This window comes from Clostridium polyendosporum, assembly GCF_018332455.1.
GTDB classification, from domain to species: Bacteria; Bacillota; Clostridia; order Clostridiales; family Clostridiaceae; genus Clostridium_AY; species Clostridium_AY polyendosporum.
Map to the genome: position 1 here is coordinate 1 of NZ_BOPZ01000044.1, position 21,267 is coordinate 21,267.

The following is a 21,267-nucleotide window of genomic DNA, read 5'->3' on the forward strand; positions in this document are numbered from 1 at the left end:
ATTTCCTCTGTTTAATTTTCAAAGACCAAGTTATTTTTGCGTGTCATCAACTGACCGCTTGATTATCTTATCAGCTTTTCGCTTCTCTGTCAACAACTTTTTTTATAATTTTTAAAGTTGAATTGACATCTGTAGAAAAACTACTTTTTTGATTTGTCGCATCAAGTCGACAAGTGCTATCTTATCATTATTATGCAGTCTTATTAAATAGTATATAGCACCTTATTCAAATTTAACTTAATAATACTTAATTATTCTTATAAAAACTCTAATTACCTTATATAGATACACCAGGCAAGGTATATACTAATTCAAGATATACTTTCTCTTCAACAGTTAACATTTGTGTGAACTACCACAGAGACAAGCAACAATGGTTTGGTGAGAGACTTGATATTTAATTTTCCATCTTAATAGACAGGCAACCCTTACTTTCAACGGCGAGGATACCCTCTCTTTATCCCTCATAGCGTGCACTATTTCGAGAATATATTTTCCTTCTTTTATTTAGAAGCTATTTACATCACTATTTACTAATCCAAAACTTAATTTGAATAGCCCCATAACTACTCTACCAGTTTTATCATAGTGCTTTTTACTTATTGGTTCTAAATAGAAAGTGCTGCAACCACTTGTATAACTTTCTTCCTTCAATTTAACTTCAAGGCCTTGTAACTTTGCCTTATACTTTATTAATTGTAATAAGTCTTTGTACTGGTATTTAAATAAAAGACTTATTACAATTAATATCTTCCTTTATACCTTTTATTTTCCCTATAACTATTTTTTCACCTTATGTTCTATTGCTTTATTTATAATATTTTTACTTACTTTATGAAGATAATCATTAACTTAATTATTTCTATATCTTCTTAAAGAATCTATCATTTTAGTATTTTTCAACTTATCCGAACCATATTTGTTCATTTCAATACCTTGATAATGGCCAATTTTCTTATTTACAAAGGTGTTCATACCTTTAAGCTTCTTACCACATACGAGGACTTAGTTTAAAGTCCTTGATACTTTCAAATATGGCTTCTAGTTTTGGTCTAATATCTTATTATCCAGCTTCCACCTTAGAGAATATAGGATAAATTTTTGTAGTTAAATTAAATTTACAGATGGCATAAAATCTTTCCACTTATCGTTAATTATTTTACACTTTGTCATAAAACACTTACTGTTTTTGATATAATATCACAACTATATAGGTTTTCTTATCTATTTATCATATTTTCGTTGAATTGTTTAACATTTTATGATATCTTTTTATTAACAATGAATACCGTGCACTAAAAAATAAATGCTTATTAACGAAATTATTTTAGGAGGTAGTTTTTATGGTAAATCCAAAATATCACATTTTCGTATGTACTAGCTGTAGAGTTAATGGAAAACAACAAGGTTACTGTTATACAAAAGAGTCTGTAGATGTGGTTAACACATTTATGGAGGAAATCGAAAGTAGAGAGTTATCAGGAGAAGTTATGCTCACTAATACTGGTTGCTTTGGCATATGTAGTCAAGGTCCAATAGTAGTTGTTTATCCTGAAGGAGTATGGTATGGTTCAGTGACTCCAGATGATGTTGAAGAAATTATGGAAAAACATATCGAAGGTGGCGAAGTAGTTAAAAGACTTCAAATATAAAATCATTAGATATGAAGAAATCTGGCAGTATAGTAAATATACTGCCAGATCTTTTTTATATCTAAATAATATTCTATGTAAATACTAAACATCATAAATATAATTGAAATTATATTTTAATTCTCATTACAGGTTTTGCGGTAAATTATTATTTTATATTCACCTGAACTATTTTGTGTAATATCTAATCCCATGTGTAGTCTTTTTAATTCACTCTCCATCCATGGTGGTATATGACTACATATAACTTCTAGCTCATAAAAAGTATTATTACGTAAAAAAGGTAATAATGCTCCTTTAGATGTAATACCAGGTTTACTCTTCTGTACCTCTTTAAGATTAATATAATAAGAACCTTCCTTGTTTAGAGGTATTGGTTCTACTTTAATATCATTGTCATTAACAGATGAAGTCTTTTCTACTTCTCCTTGCTCCAATATTTCCAAAACAGGGTCCAAAAGTTCTTCTGGTTCGCCTTCAACTTCAAATATCTTGAAACCAGCCATATCTAAAACAGTATGTGGAATACCAGAAACCTCTTTTGCTACAATAACTCTACATTCATTTAAATATTCTACTATATTCTTAATACTTTCACGAATTAATTTTGTACCTGTCATCTTGTTATCTGAAAGTGAAGTTTCACTTATCACTTTCCATTCTTCTTTTTCTTTTGTGTACACTTTTATAACACTTGACTCATAGAATGTTGAAGTTTGTCCGTTTTCATCTAAGACAACCGCTATTTTTCTACCCATATTTAATCATCCTCCCTTTTGTAATTTTATTGATATCTTAATATTGACGAACGATATAACTAGTTATACATATCTTAACATAATTTCATGGCTTCTAAAATATTTTTTTATGTATTTTAAAAATATTTTGACTATTTGTATAATTGTTATAACAAAATGTTAACCTGCTTAAATTAGTACAAATCTAACACTTTAGAAAGAGAGTTCCCAAAATTTATTTATCTTTAGTAGTTGTAGGATTAAATTTTAAAGGAACTTAGTTGCCACCAAGTTCCACTTAAACTTTTATTCGTAAAATTATTTCTTAAACCGGTTATTCTTAAGTAAGTAAAAGGTAGTTATTATATTCTTTAGAGTTTTATCACTATTATTCAACATGATAAAACTCTATTTATTATTTAATATATACTGTTGTTCCAACTGTAATATTGTTGTATATCCATGCTGAATCATTTAGAGATAATCTTACACATCCATGAGAAGCCGCTATTCCTAATGTACTATCAACTATATTTTTATTAATATCCATAGGTACAGAGTGAAATAAGTAATTTCCATAGAACTGAACCCAATATTTAGCTCCTTCCTGATACTTTTGACTATAAAACCATGTTCCTCTTTTCGTTACCCTAAAAAAACCTTTAGGAGTTTCGTTTCCTTTAGTTCCAGTAGAAGATACAAAAGACTTTATGAGCTTCCAGTCCCCCTTTTTTCCTACAAATACATTTGTCTTTTGTTGATTTAGATCAACCCAAACCAAAAATTGTGTGCTACTAGAGAATTTTCTAACAATATCTTCCTTTTCACGATTGGGCACATATCCCTTCAAGTATCCATTAGCTGTTACAACTTTTTCTTTTTCCTCAGTTGTTAACCCAACACTCTTCGTTTTTATTACATTGCTCTTTTTCTTCTGCATCTCCTTTAATTTATTTACATTTGATTCATAAAAATCTTCGTCTAACACACTCTTATTGTCCTCTAATAACTTTAATCCATTTTCAAGTCTATTATTTTTCATATATCCTTGTATCTTAACGTTTACTTCTTCTGTAGCTCTTTTATTAATATCATCCATAAGTACTTGAGCTTTTTCATAATATAACTTATCCATACCACTAACTGTTTTAAGTTTCTTTACTGCCTCTATATACTTCTTCTTATCAGAAAGTTTTTTAGCTTCTGTATAAGCTTGTCTCATACTTTCTATTTCTTGAAATGATTTTAATTCTTCTTCATATGGGGAACTAGTAATTTTAGCAAGCTCTTTTACTTTTTCTCTAAGTTCACTATAGGTTATAGTATCATTAGAATATTTCTGTTTTAGTGCTTCAAGTTCATTATTTAAAAGCTCTTGGGACTTTTCATTAAAACTAAAGTATTTTTTAATTATAGAATCATCATTCGCCCTTTTATGCACTTCGTAAGCATTATCGTATTTTCCTTGTTCTAAAGCGCCCGTAAATTCACTTTTAAACCTATTAGCTTGTACACTTTTATCGTATAAAAAAACTGCTGCTAAGATTATGAACAATACTAATATTGTTGAAGAAACTCTCCTCAATCTTAACAAATTATCTCCCCCTAAAGAATTTTTACATTTATATTTTACCACATATTTACATATAAGTCTTTTCTCTTGTTTTCAAATACTATTTTTAACATTATCTTTTTAATGTTAGCAGTATGATATAATTTTAATGAGGTGATTTTCATGAGTATAAATGAGTTAAAAAATCTAATAGAAAATTCTAATAATATAGTATTCTTTGGAGGTGCAGGGGTCTCCACTGAATCCAATATCCCTGACTTTAGATCTGCTAATGGACTTTATAACTCTAAAGAGAATAGAAAATATTCTCCTGAAGAAATGCTAAGTCACTCCTTCTTTATGTCTAATACAGAGGATTTTTATAAATTTTACAGAGATAAGATGATTTATAGGAATGCAAGACCAAATGCTGCACACGTTACTCTGACTAAACTAGAGGAAGCCGGTAAACTTAGAGCAATTATAACTCAAAATATAGATGGTCTCCATCAGATGGCAAAAAGTAAGAACGTACTAGAACTTCATGGTTCTATTCATAGAAACTTCTGTATGAAATGTGGTAAGTTTTTTGATTTAAACTACGTTATAAATTCCTCTTCAATAGTTCCTCACTGTGATCACTGTAGAGGTACTATAAAACCTGATGTAGTTCTTTATGAAGAATCATTAGATGATAGTGTTATAGACAGTGCACTTCATTATATTTCAAAAGCTGATGTACTTATTGTAGGAGGAACTTCTTTATCAGTATACCCTGCTGCAGGAATGATTCAATACTATAACGGTAATAAACTTATACTAATCAATAAATCCTCTACTCAATATGATAATATCAGCAACCTACTTATAACGGATAATATTGGAAAAATATTAAGTCAGTGCATTTAGTAAAGATATTATATTTATATAATAATTTTAATCATCTTTCTAATAAGTATTTAATATATTTTAGTGATAAATATTTTAGGAAGTGGAATTTTTGAGTATAATTATAATTCTTCTTTTACTATTAGCCTTAGCATGTACTTATCTTTATTTTGATAAAAAACTTACAGCTATCAAGCATCAGTTATTTTTTATTAATAAACAATATAAGGCTTTAAAGAATAAGTACTCAGCTAAATACAAGAGTTCTCCTAATGTTTATGTCAAGTATTCTATTCCATCATGTTCCAGCGGAGTTACTCAAAGTAATGCAATTCTGTTCTTAGCTCCAATAGCTACAAGTCCTGTAATAAATAATATAAATGAGAAACTTCAGGTAACTATACTTGATGAAGCGGAAATTAATAATGAAAAATGGTTTTTTGTTTCCTTACCTTTAAGTACTAACGTGAATTCTAAAGGATGGATTAAAAAAACAGACTTTTCACTAATTTTTAGTAATTCCAAAGAGGTCATTAATCAGTAAGAAAAAACGAAGCACTCACTGCAATATCATGCAGTGAGTGCTTCGCTTTTAATATAACTGTTGGGTAGTGAAGTGCATTTAATATAATAACACATATTAAACTATTTTTGTAGTCCATTCTTCACAATTCCAAACATTTGTTACAACGTCTTTATAGAACTCTGGTTCGTGACACACTAAAAGAATACTTCCTTTATATTCTTTAAGCGCTCTCTTTAACTCTTCCTTAGCATCAACATCAAGATGGTTAGTAGGCTCGTCCAATATAAGTAGATTAGTTTCCTTATTTATAAGCTTACATAACCTAACTTTAGCCTGCTCTCCCCCACTTAAAACGCATACCTTACTTTCTATATGCTTTGTAGTTAATCCACACTTTGCAAGAGCAGCTCTAACCTCGTATTGCGTAAAAGAAGCGAACTCTTCCCAAACTTCCTCTATGCAAGTCTTATAATTAGCTTCCTTTATTTCTTGCTCAAAGTATCCAACTTGAAGGTAATCTCCAAGTTCTACTTCTCCACTTAATGATTGTAATTGGCCGATTAAACTCTTTAAAAGTGTTGACTTTCCAAGACCATTAGCACCAACTAAAGCTATCTTCTGTCCTCTTTCCATCTTTAAACTTAATGGTTTTGAAAGAGGACTATCATATCCAATAACAAGATCTTTTGTTTCAAATATAAGTTTTCCTGAGGTTCTACCCTGCTTAAATTTAAATTCTGGTTTTGGTTTTTCTGCAGCAAGTTCAATCTTCTCTATTTTATCAAGTTTCTTTTGTCTTGCTCTTGCCATACCTACCGTTGCAACCCTTGCCTTATTTCTAGCTATAAAATCTTCAAGTTTAGAAATTTCTTGCTGCTGTCTTTCATAAGCAGCTTCTAGTTGTTTCTTATTCGCTTCATAAATTCTTAAAAAGTTATCATAATCTCCTACATATCTTGTAAGCATTCTGTTCTCAACATGATAAATTAGGTTTATAACACTATTTAAGAAAGGAATATCATGTGAAATTAATATAAACGCATTTTCATAATTTTGAAGGAATCTTTTAAGCCACTCAATATGTACTTCATCAAGATAGTTAGTAGGCTCATCTAGTAATAATATGTCTGGATTCTCTAATAAAAGCTTAGCTAGAAGAACTTTAGTTCTCTGACCACCACTAAGATCTGTAACATCTCTATCTAACCCTATATCCTTAAGCCCAAGGCCTGCTGCTATTTCTTCTACCTTTGAATCTATAACGTAGAATCCATTGTGATCTAGCATATCCTGAATTGTGCCCATATCTTCAAGAAGTTTTTCAAGTTCTTCAGGAGAAGCGTCAGCCATCTTATCTGTTATTTCAAGCATTTCTTGTTCTAAATCAAAAAGATACTGGAATGCTCCTCTAAGTGCATCTCTTATAGTTAGTCCTTTCTCAAGTTGAACATGTTGATCCATATAACCAACCCTAACTCTATTGCTCCATTCAACACTTCCTTCATCTGGCATAAGTTTACCTGTTATTATATTCATGAAAGTAGACTTACCTTCTCCGTTAGCTCCTATAAGTCCTATATGCTCACCTTTTAAAAGTCTGAAAGAAACATCTTCGAAAATAGCTCTATCTCCAAACCCATGATTTAAGTTCTTTACTGTTAATATACTCATGCTATTTCTCCTTTTATTTTCTAATATTCAAATACAAAAAATATAACTCTTTTATAACTAAGTCACTATTTACCTATGTTAATTTAATATGGATTTCTTAAAATAAATAAATTTAAACACATCAATGATATTTTAATTTATAGCTATGGCTTATGTCAAAAGAAATCATTGTATTAATTAGCAGTGAAAAAGGTACAGTAAGTAAAATTGAGCATGCATCAAGCTTGTTCAGCTTTAGCCAGATTTTCCTTTATAAAGTGGCGCCAAATAACAATAAATGAACATCTAACCTTTTCACTATTGTCACATTTCATTTTGTTAAATAGCAACAAATTAAAAGAATTCACCCAAAAGATGAATTCTTATCCTAAATTTCCTCTATCCATCATCAAATCAAACATATGATCAACTCTTAAAAAAACTTAAAGTTATAGCCATATATGCTATATAGACAACTATTGACACTATAAATGGGATATTTATGGTTCTTTCATGATTTAACACTAAAGTAGATTCTACACCAGTCCCTATTCTTAGAGTTTCATATTGCTCTGTTTCATAACTATCCTCTACACCTCTAGCTTTACTTATCTTTTCCATCCACGTGATTACTATCACTATAAGAGCTGTAAATATAACAGCTATGAAGCCACTGATAGCGACCATATTTAACTTATCTGATAGAGGTAGTGTTACGAGTGAGTACTCTTCTGGCTTAGACACTTTAATAAATGTAGAAATTAATTTTTGCATTGTAACTTGAATACCATTTATAGTAAAGTGACATATCATAGAAACAAAAATACTATTGGTTATTCTTACCATATATGCAAAAAGTGCGCCTAATACTGTTGCATATAAAAACTGTTGAGCATTTAGGTGGAACATGCCAAACATCAACCCTGTTATCAAAGCAGTAGTAATTCTTTTTTTATTATTATATCCTGAAAGAATTACTCCTCTTATAGTTATTTCCTCTGTAATTGCTGGGGTTACTGCTATTATTAAAAGCATCATCCAGTAAGGAACATTACCCATACTTTCCACAAATTTCGCAACATCATTTTCAAAAAAGAATGAAGAAATTATAGAAAAGAAGATAATAATAGGTTGAGCTAAAAATCCGACAACAACTGATAATAATCCTTCTTTCAATGTAATTTTATTAAACCTAAAAGTCTTTTTTATTGATGATTTGGTTATAAATACATATAATATTGCTGGAATAATAAATAATATTATGTGTACTACAACCAAAACCTGCCCTACATCTAAATTCACTGAAGTTAATGGTGTCTTTAAAAAGTAAGGACCTATAATCTCTAGAAGGAGTACTATAAGAAAATATAGATTAGCTCTAAATACAGGTTTCATGTTATTCTCCCTCTGCAGAAATCACTTAAAAATCTGCTAAAAAATTTGATATTTTTTTATAACTAGGTATAAAAGCACTGAATGAGGGTAATAATTAAAATGTAAATATTAAATCGCCTCTCCCCCATTTTATTTATATAATATAATTCCTCTTAAAGTGAGTAGGTAATCCTCCGCTTTAAGAGGAATTGTTTTTATATATAATTATACTAAATATTAATATTAAATATCTATAAGTAAATATTGCCCATCCCCATTAGATTAATCATATACTGTTATTAAGTAGCTCTCTTCTTAACCAATCTATAGCATTCATAACAGTTCTAATTCTTATCTTTTGTCTATCTCCCTGGAAATTAAATTCTTTTACCTTCACCTGACCTTTTATGTATAAACCTACATATACAAGTCCAACAGGTTTTTCTTCTGAACCTCCACCTGGTCCCGCAATACCAGTTATAGAAATTCCTATATCTGCACTAGAAGTTTTTGCAATTCCTTCTGCCATTTCTTTAGCTGTTTGCTCACTTACAGCTCCATAACTTTCTATGGTTTCTTTTTTAACTCCTAGCCTCTTAATCTTTGCTTCATTAGAGTACGTAACAATTCCTTCGACGAATATTTCTGAAATTCCTGGGTAGTTTATTAATGTTGATGCAAGAAGACCTCCTGTACAAGATTCTGCTGTAGCGATAGTAAGTTTTTTCTGAATAAGCATCTCTACCACTACATTTTCAAGAGTAGTTTCTCCTTCAGCATATATATTCTTTCCTAATCTCTTTCTAATTTCTTTTTCTATTGGCTCTATAAGTTTGTTAGCTTCCTCTTCACTCTGTGCCTTAGCTGTTATTCTTAAGATTGCTTCTACTCCCTTTGCATAAGGTGCTACAGTAGGATTTGTATTGTTTTCAATAATGTCTCCAACTTGCTCAGCCATAAATCCTTCGCCTATACCAAAAGTTCTAAGAATTTTAGAAACGAGTATACTATCAGTAAATTTACTTAGATAAGGAACTACATGATTTAAAAACATAGGCTTCATTTCTCTTGGAGGACCTGGAAGAATAACTAATATTTTGCTATTTACTCCTTCAATAACTGCTCCTGGTGCTGTACCATGCGGATTAGAAAGTACTATTGCATCCTTAGGAAAATAAGCTTGTTTTTTATTCCCACCCTTAAGTTCTCTACCATTTTTTCTAAAATAACTTTCAATATATCTTAAAGATTTTTCATGTAAAACTAATTCTTTATTAAAATACTTTGCAGCCATCTCCTTTGTTAAATCATCCTGTGTCGGTCCAAGCCCCCCTGTTGTTATAACCAAATCACATCTTTTAAAAGCATCATCAAAAGCTTTTAAAATTCTTTCCTCATTGTCCCCTACTACAGTTTGATGATAAACATCGATACCTAAGTAAGCAAGTTCTTGTGCCAAAAACTGAGCATTACTATTCACAATGTCTCCCAATAAAAGTTCTGTTCCAATTCCAATAACTTCTGCTTTCATACCAAGCTCCTTTTACACTATTTTCTATATAATAATAATATCATATATTTTTTATAGATACACACCTTCATAACTGAATTTATAATTCATGAAAAAGTATTGCATGTCGAGGCTATTATGCTGCCATTTCACAAAGTGAAATCTGGCTCAAATTTAATAGGTCGATGCCTATTAAATTTTATTTAACATGAATTGTTTAAGAATTGAAGTTGTACATCTTTATTAATAGATTTATTATTCCCTTATATAAAAAAGTAATAATATTTTCAAAAACTTATCTTTTAAAAACAAAGCTGCCCACTACTAATAGTTTTACTATTAGTAGTAGGCAGTTATGTTAAAAATTCCTTTGCCTCAATACCTACACCATAAAATTTTGGTCTTTATTTGTGAGAAGGGATACAAACAAAGACTAACTTTATAAAATTAATCTAGCTTTAAGGTGGGGTAAAAGCTATAACCTAAATGTAAGTTATGTATGAGACAAAAAGAATTTATTGCCCTACATTTCTAGGTGCAGATTGTTTTTTAGTAGTTCTAGTACGGTTTTTGGCTTCCTCATCAGCCAATGTGGTATCCCAATTTGCTTTTAATTTTCTAGTAAGTTTATCATCAACTTGACTATCCTTTGGCATTTCCACATCATCTCCTATCGTTAATATTATCCATATACTTTGTCCCTCTCTACATTCTATAATTTATGTAGTTTTCTTTAAAATATGCCTGTAATTTTTTGAGAAGATTGATCATTTCTACAAAAAAAGGATTCAGCTTTTAAACTGAATCCTAATCAAACATTATTCATTTTACTTGTCTAATATAAATTATTACTTTCCATTATAGCAAGTGCTACTGCACCTACAACTCCAGCATCTGTTCCAAGTCCTGCTGGAACAATTCTGCATGCTTCTGCCATTGCCTTGAAGCATCTCTTATTTACAACTTCTTGAACCTTATCAAATACAATTTTACCTGCCTTTGAAACGCCTCCACCTATAATAACTACTTCTGGATCAAAGGTTGCTATTGCATTTGCTATACCTATGCCTAAGTAGTTTAAAGCTGTATTTACTATATCTTTAGAAACATCATCCCCAGCAGCTGCTTCCTTAAACACTTCTGCTGAAGTTACAGTATCATATTTCTTTAATGAAGTTTCTACCTTACTTTCTACCGCTTCTCTTCCTCTCTTACCTATTGCTGTCCCTGAAGCTACTGCCTCTAAACATCCAAGATTTCCACATCCACATCTTGGACCTTCTGAAACAACTGTCGTATGTCCTATTTCAAGTGCATTGCTTGTGTTACCTCTATATATCTTTCCATTAAGAACAGCTCCACCACCAACACCTGTGCTTACTGTAAAATAAACCATGTTCTCTGTTCCTTTTCCTGCACCAAACATAAATTCACCTATTGCAGCAACATTAGCATCATTATCTAAATAGACTGGTAACTTAAACTTTTCTCCAATAGGTCCTACAAGATTAAAATTCTTAAATGGAAGATTAGGTGTTGTAATAATTATTCCTTTTTTAGCATCAAGTGGTCCTGGAGAACCAATTCCAATAGCTCTAATATCATCAGTAGTCAGATTTGCTGATTTCAAAACATATTCTACTGTTTCAATAATTCTATTTAATACTGGAATTTCACCTTCATGCGCATCTGTTGGAATTGTTATCTGGCTCTTAACATCTCCATCTAAATCTGATAATGCAGTACTTATTTTTGTTCCTCCTAAGTCTATTCCTATTACAAAGTTTTTCATTTTATCCCCCTAAAACGCAATGTTATTTAAATGATTACAAAAACATATCTTTATTATAATTTAAAATTCCATATAAGGAAATAATTTTTCAAATTTTTACTTACTTTTATGAGCATTAATAAAATATCTACCTTTATCGTCATATCCCTTATCTCTTATTATAAAACTATTATCTAAAAGCATAGAAGAGATAATACTTATACTATCCTCAGCAGTATTATCTATAGTTATTGTAAAATTATCATCATTGTCAACTACTCCAATATAGTCATAAATATTACTATAATCACTTAGACTTATGGTTCCTTTGATATCCATTTTGTAGTCTGACATACACAACCCCCTAAAATCTCAGTTTTGCATTTATAAATATACAATAAAATGATAAATATTCCTAATTTAGTATTAATTTATCCACTATATAGAGTATATATACATTCATTGACAAGTATAATAAACAAAAAAGCCCAAAGGGATTATTTTCTTCCCTATGAGCTATTTTATTATTAAGCCTCATTCCTCAACTCTCTAAACTTCTTCATCTTTTCAATGATTTTACCAGTCTCAGAACTTGGTACTTCTTCATATCTTTCAAACGTTGCCTTAAAATCTCCTCTAGCTTGAGTAATTGAACGTAAGTCAGTTGCATACTTAAACATTTCTGCCATCGGAGCTTCAGCTATAATCTTTTGAACACCATCTTCTGGTTCCATTCCTAAAACTCTACCTCTCTTTTTATTGATATCACCTATAACATCTCCCATGTATTCATCTGGTATTTGGACTTCAACATGCATAATTGGTTCTAATAATATAGATGATGCCATTTCTAATCCTTTCTTGTATGCTAAAGAAGCAGCTATTTTAAATGCCATTTCTGATGAATCGACTGGATGATAAGACCCATCATGCAGAGTTGCTTTAAGTTTTATAACAGGATATCCTGCTAATACTCCATGTTGTATACATTCTCTTAAACCTTTTTCTACTGCAGGTATAAAGTTTCTTGGTACTACTCCACCAACAACCTGATCTACAAATAAAAGATCATCTTCTCCATCTAATCTAGGCTCAAATTTAATTTTAACATCACCATACTGACCATGACCACCGGATTGCTTCTTGTGCTTACCTTGAACATCAGCAGTACCTTTTATTGTTTCTCTATATGGAACCTTTGGTTCTTGAAGCAGAACATCCGCTCCGAATTTATTTTTAAGCTTTGAGGCTATAACCTCAAGGTGAGTTTCTCCAATACCGGAAATTATAGTTTCAGCATTCTCTATATCTCTTGAAATCTTAAAAGTTGGGTCTTCTTCAAGAAGCTTTGATAATGCTGATGAAATTTTATCTTCATCCCCCTTAGTCTTTGGAAGTACTGCCATAGACATAACAGGCTCTGGAAATTCTATACTTTCATAAACTACCTTAAAATTAACATCACATAAAGTATCTCCCGTTGCAGTATACTGAAGTTTAGCAACTGCACCTATATCTCCCGCTATTATTTCCTTTGCAGCTGTTTGATTTTTACCTCTTAAAAAATACAGGTTACCCATCTTTTCACTCTTATCTTTACTAGAGTTATAAACTGTAGTATCCAAAGAAATCTTACCAGTCATAACTCTAAACATTGAAAGTTTTCCAACAAATGGGTCAGCTATAGTCTTAAATATAAATGCTGAAAACGGATCATCTTCATTAGGTTTAATCCAAACATCGTTGTTATCGTTTAAATTAACAGCCTTCTTTGCAACCGCCATTTCTGGTGATGGAAAGCATTCTATAATATCTTCAATTAGCGCATCTATACCTATAACTTGAGTAGCACTACCACACATTACAGGTGCAATATCTCCACTTGCACAACCATTTATTAATCCTTTATAGATTTCCTCATCACTTAATTCACCTTCACTGAAGTACTTCTCTAAAAGTACTTCATCAGTTTCAGCTACCGCTTCCATTATCATCTGCTTACACTCATTAACTTTGTCTATGAGATCTGATGGGATATCTGTTATTTCTACACTGTGAGTTTTTTTATTATAAATACTAGCTTTTCTATTAATAACATTAATAACGCCTCTAAAGTTCTCTTCACTTCCTATTGGATATTGAATTGGAACAACACTTACTCCAAACTTATTCTTAAGATCATCAAGAACTTTATCAAAATTAGAATTCTCTCTATCTAATTTATTAATAAAAAATGCTCTTGGTAAACTTAGCTTCTTACAGTAATTCCATACCTTCTCAGTTCCAACTTGTACTCCAGCCACTCCACAAATAACTATCATACCTACATCTACAGCTCTTATTCCTTGAACTTTTTCACCTATAAAATCAAAGTATCCAGGCATATCTACTATATTTATTTTCTTATCTCCCCATTCAAAAGGAGCTATTGATGTTGAAAGTGATATTGCCCTCTTTTTTTCCTCAATGTCATAATCACTAACAGTTGTTCCTTCTTCTGTCCTTCCTAACCTATCTATAGTTTTGGTATAGTACAGTAAAGCTTCGGTTAGTGCAGTCTTTCCAGCAGCACTATGACCAATAATTCCCACATTTCTAAGGTTATTTATTTTATACTCTTTCATACATCTTGCCATAAATATAAACTTATTATATCTAAATTTATGGCATTCACCCACCTTTCCTTAAGATTTAGCATTGATCTTTATACTATGCTGATTATCAGCTAATAATGTTACTAGTTAATTTTTTATAATAAATTATAGCCAAACAAGATTGAAAATTCAGAAAAAACTTTATTTAACAAGCTATTTCTGAATTTAAAAAGAATTACACTGTTTATTTTGAATTACTACTAAATGTATTCTTTTAAAAGAAAAAATATTATATTTAAATAATATATTCTACAATTGTAATTTTTTTCCTTCATATTTGTATAAATATTCTGATTATTTTAATTTCATAATTTCTCTATATTTCTTAAATCTACCTTCTATATAGATATTACCTATAGATATACTTTTTATTCCTTTTATTAGGATTTATTTCGACTATAAATTTTACTTTTTTATAAGAATGGGTATAATTAACTATATTAATAATTGATTAACCTAAAGGGGGTAGGACTATGGATTTTGAAAGAAAGACCCCAGACGAAGCACTAAAAGAATACTATAAACAAAGCCGTGGTGAACTCAAGGTATTTCTCGGTTATGCTCCAGGTGTAGGGAAAACATTCTCTATGCTAAATGAAGCAAATAGAAGATTGAAGAGGGGTCAAGATATAGTTATAGGATATATTGAAGGTCATGGTAGGAAAGAAACTTTAGAGCAGGTTGGTGATTTAACCACCATTCCTAAAATGAAAATTCAATACAACGGTAAACAATTAGAGGAAATGGATGTTGATGCCATAATAACAAGGAAGCCTGAGTGGGCTATTGTTGATGAATTAGCTCATACTAATGTTCCTGGCTCAAAGAATGAAAAAAGATATCAAGACGTTGAAGAACTTCTTAATAATGGAATAAGTGTATTAACTACAGTGAATATTCAACATTTAGAAAGCTTAAATGATGTTATAAAACAGATAACTGGTATTCCTGTAAGGGAAACAATACCTGATAAAATATTAAAAGATGCAAATGAAGTTGTGCTTGTAGATATTACACCTGACGCCCTTATCAATAGACTAAAAAGAGGTAATATATATAAACTTGAAAATGTAAGACGTTCCTTAAAAAACTTCTTTAGAAAAGGAAATCTTACAGCTCTTAGAGAACTTGCTCTACGTCAAACAGCTGATGAAGTGGATGAAGATCTTGAAGATTATATGAAAAAAGAAGGTATAAATGAAAACTGGCAGGTAGTCGAAAGAGTGTTAGTTTGTATTAGTTCAAACCCTCATGGTGCTAAGCTTATACGACATGGTGCTAGAATAGCTAATAAATATAAATGTGAGTTCTACGTGATAGATGTAGAATGTACTCATCCTTTCTCACCCAAACCTACAGAAGAAGACAGAGATATACTCCTAAAACATAGACAGCTAGGGGAAAAGTTAGGTGCAGAAGTTATTTCATTAAAGGGACGTTCTATTTCTCATGAAATACTTAAATTTGCTCATGAAAGACATATAACTCAATTAGTATTAGGTCATAGTAATAGAAGCCAGTGGCAAACTCTCTTAAGAGGGTCTACCATAAATAGAATACTAAAAGATGCTAAAAACATAGACATTCGTTTAATATCAGTTTAATCTATAATGACCCAATAATTCTGTACATTAATTCAATAATGATAAAAAGCAATAGGTAATTAAAAATAAGTTAAAAAGCAGCCTTAATAAACTATATTAGTTAAATTAAGTGCTGCTTTTTTCATTTATAATTTTATTAAACCCTCTATATACTGTTACATATTTGCTTTACAGAAACATTTCTTGTAATAAGTTCACCAACCACCTAAGAACCTCTTTTCTTAATAAAGCCGAACAAGCATCAGGCCTGCGCAGCTTTAACCAGGTTTCACTTTGTGAACTGGAAGAAAATCTCCTGCCTAATATTAAACATTATTTATAGAAATATACCTATTTCATCTACAAAATTACACAGTAACATTTCCACTATTTGCAAATCATTTCAAATCAAATTATTCTACCTATATTAAACCGAGAAATCGTTAATAATAGCTATGAATTAATTGAATAACTTAATGAGATTCAAGTTAACGAGTTAGACAATTCCAAGTATATAGTATTCTCTCAACTTTAGTTATTTTAGCAAAAATACTATAATCAATATCTAGGTGGATAATATTATTTGCAGGAGGAGGTAAATATGGCTGATTTAATCTTTATTGTTACACTTATTGTGTGTTTTTCTCTAGTAATGCTTTTCACATATTGGTGTGATACACAGATTAATAAAATTCAATAACATTATTAGCTGGAGGGGTTACAATGATAGTTTTAATGGTATTAGTTATCTTACTATTTATATATCTAGGTTATGTACTGCTTAATCCTGAAAAATTTTAAGTTGGAGGATGATTTAATTGGATATATTACAAATTGCAATTACTCTTTTACTTTTTATTCTACTAGTTATACCAGTTGGAAAATACCTTTACAAAGTTATGAACTTTGAGAAACCCTTTGGTGATAGCTTTTTTGATAAGATTGACAATCTTATTTTTAAAATAGCAGGTATCAAAAAAGATAATATGCATTGGAAAAAATATGTTGGGTCCTTAATTATAACAAATATGGTAATGGCACTTTTGGTTTATATTATGTTTAGAGTTCAATCGCTGTTAGGCCTTAACCCAAATGGAATTAAGGCATTGGAGCCTTCTCTAGCCTTCAATACTGCAGTTAGCTTTATAACTAATACTAACCTTCAGCATTATTCTGGAGAATGGGGTCTTTCATATCTATCACAAATGGCTGCGATTACTTTTTTAATGTTTACTGCTGCAGCAACAGGACTTGCAGCTGCCATGGCATTTATTAGAGGTATATCCGGTAGATGGGATAGCTTAGGAAACTTTTTTGTTGATTTAGTAAGAATTATTACAAGAGTTTTATTACCATTTTCAATTGTTGTTACACTACTTTTAGTATGGCAAGGAGTACCTCAGACACTATCTCCCAATCAAACAGTAACTACCATACAAGGGACACTTCAAGATGTTCCTTTAGGACCTGTAGCATCCTTTGAGGCAATTAAACAACTTGGAACAAATGGGGGAGGATTTTTTGGAGCCAACTCAGCACATCCATTTGAAAATCCTACTCCTTTAAGTAATTTAATAGAAATGCTTTCTATGATGATTATACCTGGAGCTTTAGTTTACGCTTTTGGATTAACATTAAAGAATAAAAAGCAAGGATGGGCAATATTTGCTGCAATGTCAATTTTATTTATCATATCTTTATCCGCTTGTTACTATGCTGAAAAGTCAGGAAATCCTCTTTTAGCAAGAACAGGATTAAGCCAATCTATGGGTAACATGGAAGGTAAAGAGGTGAGATTTGGAATAGCTGGTTCGGCACTTTTCACTTCCATAACTACAGCTTTTACAACAGGAGCTGTTAATAATATGCATGATTCATTAACACCACTTGGAGGTCTTGTTCCGCTTTGGCAAATGATGCTTAATGTGATTTTTGGAGGAGAAGGTGTAGGATTTATAAATATGCTTATGTATGCAATTCTTGCTGTTTTCCTATGTGGACTTATGGTAGGAAGAACTCCGGAGTTTTTAGGCAAGAAAATTGAAGGTAGAGAAATCAAACTTATAGCACTTGCTATACTTGTTCATCCATTTATAACACTTATTCCTACTGCTATAGCTCTAGTTACTTCTCAAGGTGTTGCAGCAATAACTAATCCTGGATTCCATGGACTATCACAAGTACTGTATGAGTTCACTTCAGCAGCAGCAAATAACGGATCTGGCTTTGAAGGTTTATCAGATAACACATTATTTTGGAATGTCTCAACAGGAGTTGTAATATTTTTAGGACGTTATATTTCAATAATAGCACTACTTGCAGTTGCAGCGTCTATGGCATCTAAAAAAACTGTCCCTATTGGAGTTTCAACATTTAGAACTGATAATGCTCTATTTACCATAATTTTAGTTGCTGTAGTTCTAATTGTAGGAGCTTTAACATTCCTTCCTGCCATTGCTTTAGGACCTGTAGCTGAACATTTGACATTAGTACGATAAAGAGGTGAAAAGTTAATGAATAAGGATAGAAAAAAAGGATTTATCACAAAAGAAATAGCAAGAGATGCTGTAAAGGATTCCTTTATAAAGCTTAACCCGAAGTATATGATTAAAAACCCTGTTATGTTTATAGTGGAAGTTGGAACATTAATAACACTGTTGCTTACTATTTTCCCTAACTTATTTGGAGAATCTGGAACTAGTCTTCGCCTATACAATGGTATAGTTTTTATAATACTACTTATTACAATTCTGTTTGCTAATTTTGCTGAAGCCGTAGCAGAGGGTAGAGGAAAAGCCCAGGCAGAAAGTTTAAAAAAGACAAGAAAGGATACACAGGCAAAGCTTATAGATAAGAATGGAACAATAAAGGTAATAAATGCAAGTGAGACAAAAAAAGGAGATATAGTCTTTGCCGAGGCAGGAGATATCATACCAAATGATGGAGAAGTTATAGAGGGTCTAGCTTCTGTAGATGAATCTGCTATAACTGGAGAATCTGCCCCTGTTATGAAAGAAGCAGGTGGGGACTTTAGCTCTGTCACAGGCGGAACTCGGGTTGTTAGTGACTCACTAAAAATAAAGATTACTGCAACTCCAGGTGAATCATTTCTTGATAGGATGATCAGTCTTGTTGAAGGAGCAGCAAGACAAAAGACACCTAATGAAATTGCTTTAACAATGGTTTTAGTAAGTCTTACTATGATATTTTTAATAGTTGTTGTAACTCTATTCCCTATGGCAAAGTATGCTGGAGTAAGTATCCCTGTATCAACACTTATCGCTCTGCTTGTTTGCTTAATTCCAACAACAATTGGAGGACTTTTATCTGCCATTGGAATTGCAGGTATGGACAGAGTTACAAGATTTAATGTTATTGCCATGTCTGGTAAAGCGGTTGAAGCCTGTGGTGATGTTAACACAATGATACTTGATAAAACAGGCACAATAACCTATGGAAATAGACTTGCAGCAGAATTTATCCCTGTTGGAGGTCATACTGCTGAAGAAGCTACAAGATTTGCTTTAGTATCATCTTTAAAAGATGAAACTCCAGAAGGAAGATCCACTGTAGATCTTGCTAATAAACAAGGTACTACTGTAAATTTCGACGATTATAAAGATGGTGAATTTATAGAATTTACTGCTCAATCAAGAATGAGCGGTATTAACCTTAAAAATGGAGTAAAAATCAGAAAGGGAGCTGCTGATGCTATTAAAAAATTTGTTACTGAATTAGGAGGAAAAGTTCCTAATGACCTCGATGAAGTTACCACAAGAATATCAAAGCTGGGTGGAACTCCACTTGCTGTATCAGTAGATAATCGTGTACTAGGAGTAATATACCTAAAAGATACTGTAAAACCAGGCCTTGTTGAAAGATTTGCAAGACTTAGAGAGATGGGAATAAAGACTATAATGTGTACAGGTGATAATCCACTTACTGCTGCTACGATAGCTAAAGAAGCAGGTGTTGATGAATTTATTGCAGAAGCAAAGCCTGAAGATAAAATTGAAGCTATTAAGAAAGAGCAGGCAGAAGGTAAACTTGTTGCTATGACAGGTGATGGTACAAATGATGCTCCCGCTCTTGCTCAAGCTGATGTTGGTCTTGCCATGAACAGTGGAACTGTAGCTGCGAAGGAAGCTGCTAACATGATAGATCTTGACTCAAATCCTACAAAAATACTTGAGGTAGTTGAAATAGGAAAACAACTTCTTATAACCAGAGGAGCTCTGACTACATTTAGTATAGCAAATGACGTTGCAAAGTATTTTGCTATAATACCTGCAATATTTGCTGTTGCAATACCAGAAATGAATGTTTTAAATATTATGAGACTTGCTACCTCTCAAAGTGCTATACTATCAGCTTTAATATTTAATGCAATTATCATCCCCGCATTAATACCAATTGCTATGCGTGGAGTAAGATATAAACCTATGAAGGCTGAGGCACTTCTTACAAGAAATATTTTAATTTATGGAGTTGGCGGAGTTATTGTTCCATTTATAGGAATAAAGGTAATTGACATTTTGATATACCCAATTTTAACAGCGTTAAATTTGGGTTAGGAGGTGCATTTTATGAAGACAGTTATTAAAGCATTTATTATAAGTTTTACTTTAATGATTATATGTGGTGTTGCTTATCCACTTGTTATGACAGGCATTAGCCAGGTAATTTTTGCTCATAAGGCTAATGGAAGTTTAGTAGAATTTAATGGAACAAAAATAGGATCTGAACTCTTAGGGCAATCCTTCACCGACCCTAGATTTTTTATAGGAAGAGTTTCTGCTATGAATTATAATACCTATAAAAAAGAAGATACAATACCTGATAAGAATGGAAAAATAGCTTACACAGGAGTATCGTCAGGTTCTGCTAACCTTGCTCCTTCAAACCCAGTTCTACTTGAAAGAGTACAAAAAGATATTAATGAATTTCTAAAAGCTAATCCTGAAATAAAAAAAGAACAAATACCTGTTGACCTCTTAACCGGCTCAGGTTCAGGACTTGATCCTAATATCAGCCCTGAAGCTGCTAAAATTCAAGTTCCTAGAATATCAAGCAAAACAGGAATTGCTCTTTCTGACCTTGAAAATCTTGTTTCAAAACATACTGAATCAAGACAGTTTGGAGTACTTGGTGAGCCTAGAGTTAATGTTTTAAAGCTTAATATTGAAATAGCAAATATACTTAAACAAAAAGGAACACTATAGAAATAAAAACTTCCCTAATGGGAAGTTTTTATTTCTCAGACTGCTGACAAAGTGTCATCAGTCTTTGTTTTTACTGAATTATGAAGTAAAATTAAAAGTATATAATTTTATTTCATAGGAGTTACTCAAATGATACGAGAAAGAAAAG

At 31.4% G+C, this 21,267-nt stretch carries 18 protein-coding genes; 8 read left to right on the top strand and 10 right to left on the bottom strand.

Translation table 11 applies throughout. The annotated features are described in order from the left end of the window. Nucleotides 1-852 precede the first annotated feature (852 nt). Nucleotides 853-975 (bottom strand): hypothetical protein, encoded by a 123-nt coding sequence (locus CPJCM30710_RS18135; protein ID WP_281414000.1) that lies wholly within the window; start codon nt 973-975, stop codon nt 853-855. Between the two features lie 368 nt (nt 976-1,343). Between CPJCM30710_RS18135 and CPJCM30710_RS16430 the strand changes: the two genes are divergently transcribed. After that, nucleotides 1,344-1,652 (top strand): 2Fe-2S ferredoxin, encoded by a 309-nt coding sequence (locus CPJCM30710_RS16430; protein WP_212905244.1) that lies wholly within the window; start codon nt 1,344-1,346, stop codon nt 1,650-1,652. 116 nt (nt 1,653-1,768) lie between these two features. Here CPJCM30710_RS16430 and anfO read toward each other — a convergent pair whose 3' ends face one another. Then, the gene (gene anfO, locus CPJCM30710_RS16435) at nt 1,769-2,410 is read right to left on the bottom strand and encodes a Fe-only nitrogenase accessory protein AnfO (RefSeq protein WP_212905245.1); all 642 of its coding nucleotides are present in this window, start codon (nt 2,408-2,410) and stop codon (nt 1,769-1,771) included. Between the two features lie 394 nt (nt 2,411-2,804). Further along, nucleotides 2,805-3,983 carry a L,D-transpeptidase family protein gene (locus CPJCM30710_RS16440; protein ID WP_212905246.1) on the bottom strand — a complete coding sequence of 393 codons (1,179 nt, stop codon included), beginning with the start codon at nt 3,981-3,983 and terminating at the stop codon, nt 2,805-2,807. 141 nt (nt 3,984-4,124) lie between these two features. Between CPJCM30710_RS16440 and CPJCM30710_RS16445 the strand changes: the two genes are divergently transcribed. Together CPJCM30710_RS16445 and CPJCM30710_RS16450 are read left to right on the top strand one after the other, a co-directional pair. After that, nucleotides 4,125-4,850, top strand: coding sequence for an NAD-dependent protein deacylase (locus CPJCM30710_RS16445; protein ID WP_212905247.1), 726 nt, complete (start codon nt 4,125-4,127; stop codon nt 4,848-4,850). A gap of 91 nt (nt 4,851-4,941) precedes the next feature. After that, nucleotides 4,942-5,373, top strand: coding sequence for a hypothetical protein (locus CPJCM30710_RS16450; RefSeq protein ID WP_212905248.1), 432 nt, complete (start codon nt 4,942-4,944; stop codon nt 5,371-5,373). Between the two features lie 96 nt (nt 5,374-5,469). On the opposite strand, the gene CPJCM30710_RS16455 is transcribed toward CPJCM30710_RS16450, so the two are convergent. The 7 genes from CPJCM30710_RS16455 to fusA all read right to left on the bottom strand — a co-directional run bounded on the left by CPJCM30710_RS16455 (nt 5,470) and on the right by fusA (nt 14,284). Next, nucleotides 5,470-7,026, bottom strand: coding sequence for an ABC-F family ATP-binding cassette domain-containing protein (locus tag CPJCM30710_RS16455; RefSeq protein WP_212905249.1), 1,557 nt, complete (start codon nt 7,024-7,026; stop codon nt 5,470-5,472). A 405-nt stretch (nt 7,027-7,431) separates the two neighbouring features. Then, nucleotides 7,432-8,400, bottom strand: coding sequence for a CPBP family intramembrane glutamic endopeptidase (locus CPJCM30710_RS16460; protein ID WP_212905250.1), 969 nt, complete (start codon nt 8,398-8,400; stop codon nt 7,432-7,434). A 265-nt stretch (nt 8,401-8,665) separates the two neighbouring features. Then, complete coding sequence (locus CPJCM30710_RS16465; RefSeq protein WP_212905251.1) at nt 8,666-9,910, bottom strand: competence/damage-inducible protein A; 1,245 nt, start codon at nt 9,908-9,910, stop codon at nt 8,666-8,668. Between the two features lie 494 nt (nt 9,911-10,404). Continuing rightward, the gene (locus CPJCM30710_RS16470; RefSeq protein ID WP_212905252.1) at nt 10,405-10,545 is read right to left on the bottom strand and encodes a hypothetical protein; all 141 of its coding nucleotides are present in this window, start codon (nt 10,543-10,545) and stop codon (nt 10,405-10,407) included. 179 nt (nt 10,546-10,724) lie between these two features. Further along, on the bottom strand, nt 10,725-11,681 hold the full coding sequence (locus tag CPJCM30710_RS16475; RefSeq protein WP_212905253.1) for an ROK family protein: 957 nt from the start codon (nt 11,679-11,681) through the stop codon (nt 10,725-10,727). A 96-nt stretch (nt 11,682-11,777) separates the two neighbouring features. Next, on the bottom strand, nt 11,778-12,014 hold the full coding sequence (locus tag CPJCM30710_RS16480; protein WP_212905254.1) for a hypothetical protein: 237 nt from the start codon (nt 12,012-12,014) through the stop codon (nt 11,778-11,780). 173 nt (nt 12,015-12,187) lie between these two features. Continuing rightward, the gene (gene fusA, locus CPJCM30710_RS16485) at nt 12,188-14,284 is read right to left on the bottom strand and encodes an elongation factor G (protein ID WP_212905259.1); all 2,097 of its coding nucleotides are present in this window, start codon (nt 14,282-14,284) and stop codon (nt 12,188-12,190) included. A 503-nt stretch (nt 14,285-14,787) separates the two neighbouring features. On the opposite strand from fusA, the gene CPJCM30710_RS16490 reads away from it, so the two are divergent. From CPJCM30710_RS16490 to kdpC, 5 genes are all read left to right on the top strand, one after another. Continuing rightward, on the top strand, nt 14,788-15,918 hold the full coding sequence (locus CPJCM30710_RS16490; protein WP_212905255.1) for a universal stress protein: 1,131 nt from the start codon (nt 14,788-14,790) through the stop codon (nt 15,916-15,918). A gap of 714 nt (nt 15,919-16,632) precedes the next feature. Then, nucleotides 16,633-16,698: a K(+)-transporting ATPase subunit F gene (gene kdpF, locus CPJCM30710_RS18285; protein WP_407645008.1), complete on the top strand. Its 66-nt coding sequence runs from the start codon at nt 16,633-16,635 to the stop codon at nt 16,696-16,698. Nucleotides 16,699-16,715: 17 nt separating this feature from the next. Next, a complete protein-coding gene (kdpA, locus tag CPJCM30710_RS16500; protein ID WP_212905256.1) occupies nt 16,716-18,395 on the top strand; it encodes a potassium-transporting ATPase subunit KdpA in 1,680 nt (559 codons plus the stop codon). A gap of 15 nt (nt 18,396-18,410) precedes the next feature. After that, a complete protein-coding gene (kdpB, locus tag CPJCM30710_RS16505; protein WP_212905257.1) occupies nt 18,411-20,471 on the top strand; it encodes a potassium-transporting ATPase subunit KdpB in 2,061 nt (686 codons plus the stop codon). A gap of 12 nt (nt 20,472-20,483) precedes the next feature. Then, nucleotides 20,484-21,119, top strand: coding sequence for a potassium-transporting ATPase subunit KdpC (gene kdpC, locus CPJCM30710_RS16510; RefSeq protein WP_212905258.1), 636 nt, complete (start codon nt 20,484-20,486; stop codon nt 21,117-21,119). The last annotated feature ends 148 nt before the right edge of the window (nt 21,120-21,267 follow it).